The 12,306-nt window shown below is 50.0% G+C and carries 8 protein-coding genes; 1 reads left to right on the top strand and 7 read right to left on the bottom strand.

All coding sequences use genetic code 11. The features are described from left to right. Nucleotides 1–150: 150 nt before the first annotated feature. From ACY0JR_RS15880 to ACY0JR_RS15865, 4 genes are all read right to left on the bottom strand, one after another. On the bottom strand, nucleotides 151–1,236 hold the full coding sequence (locus ACY0JR_RS15880; protein WP_462635103.1) for a fatty acid desaturase family protein: 1,086 nt from the start codon (nucleotides 1,234–1,236) through the stop codon (nucleotides 151–153). A 218-nt stretch (nucleotides 1,237–1,454) separates the two neighbouring features. Continuing rightward, a complete protein-coding gene (locus tag ACY0JR_RS15875; RefSeq protein WP_462635102.1) occupies nucleotides 1,455–2,393 on the bottom strand; it encodes an alpha/beta hydrolase in 939 nt (312 codons plus the stop codon). 106 nt (nucleotides 2,394–2,499) lie between these two features. Then, nucleotides 2,500–3,006: a DinB family protein gene (locus ACY0JR_RS15870; protein ID WP_462635101.1), complete on the bottom strand. Its 507-nt coding sequence runs from the start codon at nucleotides 3,004–3,006 to the stop codon at nucleotides 2,500–2,502. 100 nt (nucleotides 3,007–3,106) lie between these two features. After that, nucleotides 3,107–4,600 carry a peptide MFS transporter gene (locus ACY0JR_RS15865; protein WP_462635100.1) on the bottom strand — a complete coding sequence of 498 codons (1,494 nt, stop codon included), beginning with the start codon at nucleotides 4,598–4,600 and terminating at the stop codon, nucleotides 3,107–3,109. A gap of 355 nt (nucleotides 4,601–4,955) precedes the next feature. Between ACY0JR_RS15865 and ACY0JR_RS15860 the strand changes: the two genes are divergently transcribed. After that, entirely contained in the window at nucleotides 4,956–5,384 is a 429-nt protein-coding gene (locus ACY0JR_RS15860; RefSeq protein WP_462635099.1) for a transposase, read from the top strand. A 304-nt stretch (nucleotides 5,385–5,688) separates the two neighbouring features. Here ACY0JR_RS15860 and ACY0JR_RS15855 read toward each other — a convergent pair whose 3' ends face one another. The 3 genes from ACY0JR_RS15855 to ACY0JR_RS15845 form a co-directional block, all read right to left on the bottom strand. After that, on the bottom strand, nucleotides 5,689–6,438 hold the full coding sequence (locus tag ACY0JR_RS15855) for a hypothetical protein (RefSeq protein ID WP_462635098.1): 750 nt from the start codon (nucleotides 6,436–6,438) through the stop codon (nucleotides 5,689–5,691). Between the two features lie 109 nt (nucleotides 6,439–6,547). Next, the gene (locus ACY0JR_RS15850) at nucleotides 6,548–7,102 is read right to left on the bottom strand and encodes a hypothetical protein (protein ID WP_462635097.1); all 555 of its coding nucleotides are present in this window, start codon (nucleotides 7,100–7,102) and stop codon (nucleotides 6,548–6,550) included. A gap of 16 nt (nucleotides 7,103–7,118) precedes the next feature. Then, the gene (locus ACY0JR_RS15845) at nucleotides 7,119–12,101 is read right to left on the bottom strand and encodes a DNA repair ATPase (RefSeq protein ID WP_462635096.1); all 4,983 of its coding nucleotides are present in this window, start codon (nucleotides 12,099–12,101) and stop codon (nucleotides 7,119–7,121) included. Nucleotides 12,102–12,306: the final 205 nt, after the last annotated feature.

The raw sequence follows: 12,306 nt of genomic DNA, 5'->3' as shown, positions 1-12,306 counted from the left end.
AGCCACACATTACGTTGAGACCAAGCACCGGTCTCTGACGCATGCCGAGGAACATCATCGTTTTAGCTCCTCTTTCCAGAAAACAGCCTTAAAATAAAAACCCTGCACTTTTAACAAATGCAGGGTTCTTGTTTCATTAGGGCAACTTCTCTACTGTTGCACCAAGGCGGGCTGAAGGGCTAATTGCCGCAGATGCGAAATGTGCGACATGATGGCGTTTCTGGTCTTCGGGAACTCATGGTAGGTGACCCCGAACTCGTCGCAGGCTTCTTTGATGATTTTGCTGATGGCCGGGTAATGCACGTGCGATATTTTGGGGAACAGGTGGTGCTCTATCTGGAAATTCAGGCCGCCGGTTAACCAGGACACTACCTTGTTGTTGGTGGCAAAATTGGCCGTGGTTTTCAGTTGGTGCAGCGCCCACTCGTCTTCAATGCGGTTGGTGGTTTGGGTAGGAATTGGGAAATGCGCGTGCTCTACGGTATGGGCCAATTGAAACACAATGCTCATGACCAAACCAGTGAACATGCAGTACACCAGAAAGCCTACCAACCAAGGCAAAAAGCCCACGGTGTAAATAGGCACCAACACAAACAAAATGAAGTGCATCCCTTTGAACATCCAGAAAGAGAGATGGTCTTTGCGGGTCATTTTCTTGATAGGAATATCGCCCACTTTCTGGGTGAAGTACTTCAGGTAGTCGGTGAAGAAAACCCAGTACAGGTACAGCATGGCATACGCGCCCCAGAAATAGAAATGCTGGTAACGGTGAATTTTCAGGTGCTCCTGGTTTTCGCAGAGGCGCAGGAACGGTTTGGCGTCCAGGTCATCGTCTACGCCGTCAATGTTGGTGTAGGTATGGTGAATGACGTTGTGCTTGGTGGTCCACATGTGGATGTTGGCGCCCAACATGTTCAAAGACAAGCCGGCCAGTTCATTCAGCCATTTCTTTTTACTGAAACTGCCGTGCCCGCCGTCATGCATCACATTGAACCCGATGGCCGCCGTAACGCCGCCCATCACAATACACTCAATAAGGGCGAGCCAAACAGGTGGGGTGAAAAAAACCAGATGCGTGTATAAAAGTACCAGACTGGAGACCAGTACCACAGCTTTGATGTAGAGTTTGTAATTTCCCGAGGGGTGGCTTCCTTTCTCTTCAAAATAGGCGTTGGTGCGCTTCTTCAGCTCAAAGTAAAAGGAAGTAGAGGGTGCTATGAATTTGGGTGTGGCCATACAGACGATTTAAGTTGAAAAAGGCTATAGAGCTATCTCAACGTAAATCGTCAATCAAATCCATAACATCTTGGAAAGGTAACGCTTTCTACGTACGTATTAATGCCATTACCCCTAAAATAAACTAACAAATGTTAGGAATATCACTTACCCCATGACAGATGAGTCACTTGCCAGGAAAGTAAAACCCCTTTCCAATGTATAACCCGTGAGGCTTCTTATTGTTTTAAAGAAGTTAGTAATCCGTTGCTATTCAACCAATTCAGGCACCGCTCAAACCACAGATCTTTGGTAGTGTTATTGTTCAGCCCGAAACCGTGGCCTCCCCGCTGATAGATGTGCAGCTCCGCCGGAATTTTATGCTGGAGCAGGGCCTGGTAAAACAGAATGCTGTTTTGGGCCGGAACCGTTTTATCATCAGAGGCATGCACTAAAAAGGTAGGTGGCGTTTGGGGCGTCACTTGCTTGTCATTGGAATAAGCCTGGCGTTTGTCAGCAGAGGCCTCTTTGCCCAGCAACAAGTCAAAAGAACCTCTGTGCCACACCGCCGGGTCACTGCTGATGACCGGGTAGATCAACAACATGAAATCAGGCCGAATGGAAAGGTTCTCAGGATTCTGGATGTGGGTTTGGGTGAAGTGCGTGCCCGCGGTGGAAGCCAGGTGTCCGCCCGCCGAAAAGCCCATGATGCCCACCCGCTGGGGATTGACGTTGTATTCCTTCGCGCGTTTGCGCACCAGATACAGCGCCTGCTGGGCATCTTGCAGCGGCGTGATTTCTGGATTAGACGTAACCGCGGCATCTGGCAACCGGTACTTCACCACGAACGCGGCCACGCCCTGTTCGGCTAGTTTCTGCGCCACGTCTGTTCCTTCATGGCTGAAGGCTAGTTTGGCATACCCACCGCCCGGGCAAATGATCACGGCCGTTCCGTTGGCTTTTTCTTTGGCGGGCAGAAACACCGTTAGCGTGGGTTTCCGCACCTTGGTAATGCTGAGGGATTTGTTTGGCCGCACCTCTATATTTTCCAGGTTGGCCCCGGGCACCTCGTTCGGGATTTTACCCTCATACAGCGGCAATTCCATGGGCTTGTTTTGACTAAAACCAGTGATTGCCACGCAAACCAGCGACAGCAGTAAGAGAATGGGCTTTTTCATGGGCAATACAAAGAAGGAAGAAGCTGTTTGAGGCCAACTTTCGGTAAAACAGCCCCAAAACAGCTTCTATTATTTCTGTGAAAAAATGTCTGGTAAAAAGTAACGATTAACCGCCGAAGCCTTCGTCAGCGGATGGGCCGTACATGCCCGGCACTGGTACATCTAACAGGCGCAAGTACACACTCAACTGCCCGCGGTGGTGGATGAAATGGTTCATAGCCACTGTCCTGATGACGGCTTGCCGGGGCAGGGTAAAAATGACGTGTTCACCGCTGCGCAGTGTCCAGGGTTTCGCAATCTCCACTACGTTGGTATTATCCAGTGCTTTTACGGCTTTTTGGTAGTTTTCCTCAAAAAATGTCATCAACTCTTGGTGGGTGGTGCCAGCAAAGGGAGTGTACTTTTGGGAACTGAAATCAAAACCCTCTGACTGCAACACATTGGCAATGAACAAACCCGGCAATTCGGCTATGTGACCAGCCAAGGCTTTCAGGGACATACTTTTGGCATGCGGTTTCCAGTCGAAATGTTCTTCGGGTACCTGTTTCAGCATTTTTCTGGTGTTGGCGGCTTCCTGTTCAAACTGCCGTAGTAGCTTTTGGTTTAACTCCATCGTTCGTTCGGGTTTTGGTGTGGTTGGAATTGGTAAGTTAGAAAAAAGAACGGGAGCCGAAAAAAATTCCAGCTCCCGTTTTCAGGTCCTGTTGAGAATATTAGCGCACATCGCCCATCAGCCTCCTAATAAAGAAACCAAGGCACAGCAACGCCACTCCTATGCCCAAAGACCATAGCCCAATTTGGTTCAAGATGGTGGCATAGTAAGGCAGGGAAAGAACCGGATTATCTACCACATCCGTAGGCACACTCATCAAGGCCCCTATTTTCCCGGCCAAAAACTCACCCACCGCACTGGCGAAAAACCAGATCCCCATCATGAGAGCCACGATTTTGGCAGGGGAAAGCTTGGTGATCATGGACAAACCAATGGGCGACAGGCAAAGCTCGCCACAGATGATAAAGAAGTACCCGGCCATGAAGGCCAGCAAGGGAATGTACCCGGTATCTGTATTGGCGGCGCAGCTCAGATAGAAAACGTAGAACCCAATGCCCATCAACACAAAGGCAAACCCGAACTTGCTGGGCGTGTTTGGCTCAATGCCTTTGCGGTTCAGGAACGGCCATAATCTTGAAAACAGGAAGCTCAGGGCAATGACCCAGGCCGGAGGCAGGAAATTGTTCACCGCCAGCGCCGGCAACGACACTCCGGCCACGTTCATGTCCACGTTCCGCATGGCAAATAAGTTGAGCGAACCCGCATTCTGTTCATAGAAGGCCCAGAACAAAGCGGAAGAAACCGTCATGATCAACGCGGCAAACAACTTGTTGCGGACCTCGGCCTCCATTCTCAAGGCGAAGGTCAGGATGTACACCACTGATAACCCTCCCAGCCCAAACATGATGTAATCCATGACCTCGTAATTGTGGAAGAGCGCCACAATCAAGGGAATCACCAGCAAGGTTCCCACGTAAATGATCACCTCCCGGCTGATGCCCGCGAACACCCCAGCTTTCAGGAAGGTGGGATTCGGCGGCAGCCCGCGATCACCCAACGATTTCTTCCCGATAGCGAACACCACCAGTCCCAGCACCATGAACAAGCCTGCCAACCCGAAGCCGTAGTGCCAGTTGATTTGCTGCCCCACGTACCCGCACAACAATCCGCCCAGCGCCGCCCCAATGTTGATGCCCATGTAGAAGATGGAGAAAGCACTGTCTTTGCGCGGATCGTTGTCTGAATAGAGCGTACCTACCAGGCTGGAGATGTTGGGTTTGAAGAACCCGTTCCCGCAGATGATGAATGCCATGCCATAGAAGAAACTCCAGTCCTGCGGCAACGCCAACACCAAATGCCCGATAGCCATGAGCACACCGCCGTACATCACGGCTCTGCGCCCGCCCAGAAACCGGTCAGACATCATGCCGCCAAACATAGGCATGGTATACACCAACGCCGCGTACGAGCCCAGGATGGCGTAGCCTTTCGGTTCATCAAACTTGAGCTCAGAGATCATGTAGGCCAGCAAAAGGGCCTTCATGCCATAAAAGGAAAAGCGCTCCCACATCTCGGTGAAGAAGAGCATGTAGAGCTGCTTAGGATGCCCCGTTGAAGCAGGTGCCTCCGGGATTCGTGGTTCAGTTAAATCCATATCAGGTGATAAACGGAAAACAGTTTCAGTTATTGACCTCACAAGTTACTAGTTTGTGGTGGGATTTGGAGTAGCGCCGGATATTTCTGTCTTAGGTCTGATTTTGAGTAAAAGGGCTTGAAACGATTTTGGCACATACGCTCGCAGGTCCTCTGGACGCTACGAGGTCTTTGGAGAAACGCTTGTTGTTGTTGTTGTTGTTGTTGTTGTTGTTGTTGTTGTTGTTGTTGTTGTGCGTAGAGTTAGCGCCAGCGCTTTAGGCACCATGGCACAGCCAATCTCCCGATTGGCGTTACACGTAAACAACTCTACCTAAAATCCGGTCACCAGGATCCTATCTCCCCGCCCCTACCACATGCAAAATCCGGAAGGTATGTACTTCGTAACTTTCTCTGTGGTATTTTGGATATACGTGTTCATCAGAGCCAAGTACAAAGAAATTTTCGTGGAAAGCTTAAGGTTTTGCATCACTAACAAAGGATTACAAATACATGCCTGGTGCCTCATGACGAGCCACGCGCACCTTATCATTTCTGCCAAAGAACCGGAAAAAACACAGTTATCAGATATCATCAGAGACCTAAAGAAATATACTGCGCAGCAAATCTTTAGGGAAATAGAAGATAAAGCGGAAAGCCGGAGAGAATGGCTTCATGATAAGTTCGCCATTGCCACCAAAAGCAACAGCCGGAACACCAGCTACCAGTTCTGGCAGCAAAGCAATCATGCCGAGGAATTGGCCAGCAATACCTTTATGGACCAGAAGTTTCAGTACATACCTTAGAATCCGGTGAAAGACGGTTGGGTGGAAGAACCTGAATCCTACCTTTACAGTAGTGCCCGGGATTATGCAGGCACGCAGGAGCTGGTACCGGTAGTACTGATTGAATAGTTGTGGATTGCTAACTAATGCCAATCGGGAGATTGGTTGTCCTTTGTTGTGCGTAGAGCGCTGCGTTAACTCTACGCACAACAAAGGACAACCAGCAAATTCTGTTTCAGTACTGATTTTCTGAAAACAGCCCTAAAACGCATCGTACACTAGTTAACTCTCTGCTGATTCAAGAACACCCGGTCTACGTTTATTGCTACCAACGCTTTAGTTTGAAGTTAGCCGTATCAAGGGAAGTGGTCACTTTTGTGCTAAATTTTCCTTTGCTAAATTGGCTTATCTTCATAGAATCTGTGACCGTACCAGAAGTAAAGTCCTCATTGGGTTCAAAGTTCTTTGTTCTGGAAACAATTACCAGCTTTTGGTTCGGCACAAATTCTGTCATCCAGCTCTCGGTATCGAAAAACCAGCCTTCGTCTCCAAACATATCTGCCAGTTCCAGCCCATTTACCACCTCCTTCTTCTGCCTATCCCACAGCATTAAAGCAAGCTGAGTATCACTATATTGACTTCGCTGCCGAACTACCAGCCCGGTATACTGAGAAGTGATATCAAACTTGCCAATGGCGAAGATTCCGCCATAGCCTTCTACAATGCTCTTTAAATAAGGAACAGCATCTCCTTTAAGCAGGCTTTGGTATTTCTTCGCATCAATAGGTACTCCCTCAAACTGCTTATTCAACACTTTCAAATCACCACTAAACTCCGGTGAATAGGCATGGAACTCTCGCGGGTTGATGGGCTTGAACAAAGCAAGAAAGGCTTGGGCTTTATCTGTATCTCCTTGTAATACCTGTTGTTTGGTACTATCAGGAGTAACAACCGAAGCAACGGTTGCGCTATCTTCTACTGGCGAGACATTGCTGTTTTCAGCTTGGGGCTCCTGCTTTGTGGTACAGGCGGCCAGGAAAGCAACAGTGGCAAATAAGATATACGTAACTCTCATGAATCTTTTTGCGGTTGTGTGTAGTGGACCAAATTAACTCTGTTGTTGTGCATAGAGATTGGCGCTAACTCAACGCACAACAAAATAACACTTGGTTCAATTGTATATTCTATCTTTTAGGAAACCAGTATTGATCACTTTCTCGCACACCTCTTCCTAAAAATGCGCTGTTCCTTGGCAGCTCAGAGTCTAAAGCTGATTCTTTGTCATAGAGTAGGAATAAACAAAGCAGCAAAATATCATCTTCATCATTGTTGGCTACTATGAAGGCCTTTTTAGGAGGCAATGGATAATGTTCTCGCGCATCAAACTTCGCGACTTGTTCCCCATCCTTAAATAAGGATTTCTTGTAGCCATTGTGCATGTAGAAGTCGTATTGAAAGCCCTTATACTCAAAAGACCAATGGCCTTTCCAGGCGCTTTCTATAATTACCTCAACCGTTCCTTCCATTAGTTGAAGCAAATAGGTTACCTTTCCCTTTTCCCACAGCTTTTGCCCCTTCCCCTGCTTTATGATTGCTATAGGTCTGTCCCAAATTTTATAAATACTGGCTATTGCCTTATTGGAGGGTACCCAACCAACTCTCGCATTTAGATAGGGTTCCTCCTCATCATTCTTATAGAAACAGTAATTCTGATCTTCCTGGAAGATGTTTAATCGCATAGGCTCCGGATGAGAATTAATTCTCCCCTATTATCAACTTTGTCTCAGGCTTCATTTCCCCCAATACCTTCTTAATTCCCACCAAACCCTCAGCAATGTTCTCCATCTGCGCCAGCACCTGCCCTACTTGGTTGCCGTCTCCAAAACCTTTGAGTTTATTGTTGCGCACAAAGGCTGTTTTGATGTTTTCCCAACGCTGCATTTCCTCTGGAGTGGCTATGCCGATGAGCTGTTTGAACTTGAGCATGTTGGCCTCGGCACCCGTGGTCAGGGTTTGGGACTCTGACTGGTAGTGCGACAGGATGAGCGTGTGCAGTTCCTGGTCATTCATAATCGGCATCACCTTTTCGGCCAGCTTGTTCATGTTGCGGTACGAGCCCTGCATTTTGAACGGCGGTTCGGTACGGAATTCGTCGGCTTGGGCGGCGGAGCGGATGTACTCCAGGTTCACCTTCAGGATGACGTCGCGCACGTGCAGGAGCTTTTTGAGCACCGCCACGTTCTCGCTTATTTCGGCGGCGGTGTGGTTGGCTTCAAGTTCCAATCCTTCGTTGCTGCCGGTCTCGGCTAGCTTCACCAGCGCGTACACATCTTTCTGGCTTTTAGCCGCCAGCTTCGCCAGCACGGCGTTGGAGGTAAGGGAGTTCTCCAGGTAACTCAGCTTGAACACGTCTTCGGTGTCACCAATGATGTCACCCAGGTTGTAGATGTCAGCGCGGTTGGCCAGCATGTCGGGTATGCGGAATTTCTCACCGGTCTCGGTGTAGGGGTTTCCGGCCATGACCACGCATACTTTCTTGCCTCTGAAATCATAGGTGCGGCTGCGGCCCTTGTACACGCCCTCAATCTTGCGCTGAGCATCGCAAAGCGAGATAAACTTCTGCAGGAACTCAGGGTTGCAATGTTGGATATCGTCCAGGTAAATCATCACATTGTCGCCCATCTCGAAGGACAGGTTCAACTTCTCCAGTTCCTCGCGGGCGGCGGCGTTAGGAGCCTCGGTGGGGTCCAGCGCCGTGACCTGGTGCCCAATGGCGGGACCGTTGATTTTCATGAAGATGATGCCCAAGCGGTTGGCGATGTACTCCATAAGCGTGGTTTTACCGTAACCAGGTGGAGACAGCAGCAGCAACATGCCCATTAAATCAGTTCGCTTGGTCTCGCCCGCCGTGCCCATCTGCTTGGCCAAGTTCGCCCCGATAAGCGGTAGGTACACCTGATCAATCAACTTGTTCCGCACGAACGAGGCCATCACCTTCGGTTTGAATTCCTGCAAGCGCAATTCCTCTTCAAAGGACTGCGTCATTTGGTGCTTCAACTCGTGGAATTGCCTGAACTGCTGCACCACCTGTGTTTCGTAACTCTGCAGTTTCTGCTGGAATTGATGGAAATGCAACGGATACTGCTGCTCTTTCAACAGCGGGTGACTGCCTTGCATTCCTACCAAAGTTTCCCGCAAGTTGGCTTGTACTATCTGCTTCGGCTTCAATTCTTGTAAGAATAACAGCACTGCCGCCTCTGGCACGTACTCCGTTTCCTCCACCAGATTAGCTTGTGACAGATATGCCTTGAGCCAGTGCTGCATCAATTCAAACTGCTCTACTTTGTTTTCCTCCAACGCTTTGGCCGAGGCCTCAAACATTTCCCACGCTTTCTTCTCTGTGAGGTACGTATGGAAGCTCTGCACCAGCGCGGCTGCCTGGGAACTGGAAATGAACTGGTCACCACGGGTCAATTCAAAGAAGAGATATTCACCAGCGGCAACTGCATTTGCTTCTGGCAACAAACCTGTTTCTTGCTGAAACAACTGCAGCTCGCGTTGTAAATCAGCTTTGATGTTGTCGAATTGGTGGGTTTCGGGGAAGACTTGCAGGATGGCACTCACGCCTTTCAGTTGATAATGGAACAGCTGCTTTTGGCCTTCTTTCGCGAAAACGGCCCAGAAACAACGGGCAGCGGCGCGGTCTACGGCAGTGTAGCGGAGTAAATCAGCGGTCTTGAACAGGCGCACCAAAGCATTTACTATCACAGCGGCATCATGGTCGTGCACTCCTTTGAGGTAACCTTCGTTGAAGCGGGAAGCCATGAATTTCTGCACATACTCCAGCAGTTCCTCTTGGCTAAGTTTGTGCAACTCATCTAGCGTTAAAGGCCGCCAACTTCCCTCCTGCCCATCAGCCGGGGCGTGATGGTTCTTGGCGCTTTGAGCGGCCTGCAGGATTTGAAAAGCCAGGTATTCCGCACGGTACACTTGATTGTTCTCTGAGATAAGCGACTGTTCCCAAATGGGCCTGAAGCTCAGAAAACGTTCATCGGTAATTTTCTCGAAGAAGCTGGTGCCGGTGAGATGGTAATACATAGCATCGTCGCGGTGCACAATACTCAGTTCCAATGGCTGAGTGTTCACAGTAAAGTGGTGCGTGCCGAACTTGAGCACGTTTTGCCCGTCCACGAACAGCTCGCTTTTGTCTTTGAGCTGGCGCACGGCATCTTCGCGCAGCGTTTTGAGGCGACTCTGGATGGCATCGGCTTTCACGGTGTCGCCCATGGCCAGGAGTTCGTCAACCGTGGTGCGCACCTTTTCCAGCATCAAATCAGAAGCGAAGTAGCCGTTGATGTCGGCCACGGTGTCCAGCTTGCTGATGCGGCTTTGCACGGCTTTCAAGATGCGGTCGGCGGCCTGATGCAGGGTGGTGGCGCGTTTGTTGCGCGCTTCCTGCAGGGCTACTTTCTTGCTCTCAAAGGCAGAGTAAATCTCCTCGCGTTTATCGGCTATGATTTCTAAAAAGGCATCAAACTCAGAGAAGCGGCCTTCCAGTTCCTCCAACTGCACCATGAGCTTGGTGAGGTATTCCTCGCACTTCTGGGGCGTGTCGCACACGTCCAGAAAGTTGATAACACTCTGGCTGATGAGTTTGATTTGGGCGTTGAACTCAGCTTGACCTTCGGAGCTTAAAAGCTCCTGACGCTTGCGTTTGAGAGTGGCTTTGGTTTTGTTGAAAGAGGCGTAAATGGTGGAAATGGCATCTACGATGCGGGTGGTTTGGGTGGCGTCTTCAATCTTGAGGTTGCTCACAATCTCAATCAGCATCTCCAACTCCGTGCTCACGCCCGAGATTTCTTTCTCGGTAGCATCAGCCTCCACCACTTTGACAATCTTGTCAATGCCCGTCGTTATCTCCGTTACCCGCTTTTCATACGGCACCAACGCATCAGGCTTTAACAGGAATTCTACAGTTTGGCTGGCTATGTCCTGGCTGAAGCTCTGCAGTTGCGCCTCGTACGTTTCAATCTTAGTAATATCCGCGTAACGCAATTCTTTTAAGGAAATCACCTCGCCACGCACGGAGCGCAAATCGGCCAGCGCCTTCACGAAGTCGTTGATGTGGCCGTTGCTCTGCATCTTGAGCTTGGAAAGCAAAGCATCGGCGGTGCCCAGCACCTGGTCTACCTGCGCCTGGGTACTCTTTCTGATGCTGATGACCTTCTCGTACTCCTCCACCGCTGCGGTGGCCGTCTGCCGGATGGCCGTGACGGGAGCCGCCAGTTCATAGGTCTCTTTATTGGAGAGCCAGTGGTACGAGTCCAGTAAATCGGTGGTGAGCTTGATGAGGTCGAGGTACAGGTTGTCGTAGGAGTCTTCCTTGTTTAGTAAAGTCAGAATCTCGGTACACTCGGCCATGGCCTGCACTATCTCTTTGTTGCCAATCTTGTACAGGTAACTTTCTTTGGTGACCGGAATGGTGAAGTTGCTGCCGATATACGGGGTTTGCCAAATCTGGAGGGCATGGTGTTTTTTGGGTTCCTCATCCGCTCTAAAATAGCACAGCTCACCGTTCTCGTAGATGGCGTAGCCGTGGCAGATGATGGGGCTCTCAATTTTCTGGGTAATGAGGTTGTAGCTCAAGAGCAGGTACACGCCGCTCTGCTTGTTGTAGAAGACGTACAGGAAATCTTCGCCGTTGGGCGAGGCGATGCGCTTCTCAAACAGCATGTCCTGCAGGCCATTGTCAAAAGACTTAAACTCGCCGGTCTGCAGGTAGTAGCCGTACGCGTAGATGATGCCTTGGTCTTCGGGCAGGAATACGCAGCAATCCTGAATGGCGTCAATGCGGCGCGCCTCCTTCAGTTTGGCATTGTAGACGATATAGCGGTAGTTGTTTTCGCGGTATGGCCTAACCTTAATCAGAATCAGGTTCCCGATGAGGGCATAGTACACCTCAGAATCATCCAGCGTCTGGTCTTTGTCTTCTACCGGCTCGGAGTAGATACCCTGACCCGTTTCGGTGTTGTCTTCTACTTTGATGGTCAAATCCCCGCCGATGGTCTCCACAAACACCTTGTCTTCAATGGAGATGTGCGGGTGCTTGCCTTTGCGGTGCGCCTCACGGGTTACCCGTTTCCAGGCGAAATCATGCTGGTTGGGGAAGGTATATTCGTGGTCAGAGCGGTTGTCCAGGTACGTCAGTTTCCCGCCTTGAATAGCCCACTTGAACGTCTTGATGTCATTCACGCCCTTCCCGATGCGGAACACCATAAACAGGTGCACGCCCTGTACGGCGAACTTCACAAACTGCGTATTCTTGTAGTATTTGTACAGCTTCTGGAACTCGTCCTGAAACTCCCCATGGTTGATTGACTCCAACCCCTGCTGTTGAAAAGAGTGGTTTTGGTAGGCATAAACGCTGAACACATCGCTCAACTCCACCTCCGTCTTCAATCCCAGATGCACATTGTAGCCAAAAAGCATCAACTCCCCCACCGGTACCATATCCCAAGGCACGCAGTTGTGCTCTGTAGTGACCCGCTCCGTAGTCAGCAGCTTTGTCTCAATCGCCCCGAAGACTTCTTTCCGCTCCTGGTTCAGTTGGTCCGAAAGCGCCCGCAACTCGCCTCCGCTTTTACTCAGGCGGTTTCGCAGGATTTCATAGGTACCGCCTTCCAGTTGAACGGTGTTAAGAGAATCCGAAGCGGTAGAGGTTGGGGTTGTTGGGTTCATGGTTTTAATTGCTGCTCACCTTCAATCCCGCTCCTATGAAGAAGGGTTTTCGTTTTTGTGGGGCGAAGTGATGGTGTGGTATAATTTGCGTTTTGGCAGTTTTGGAGAAAGGGCGGGGAAGCGTAGTTGGTAGAGACACTCGCAGGTCTGAAGACGCTGCGAGGTCAGGCACCTAATTATTACAATTCAATCTTGTTTGCCATTT

Source organism: Rufibacter sp. JT3400010, from assembly GCF_054956755.1.
This window is presented reverse-complemented; position numbering and strand designations above follow the sequence as displayed.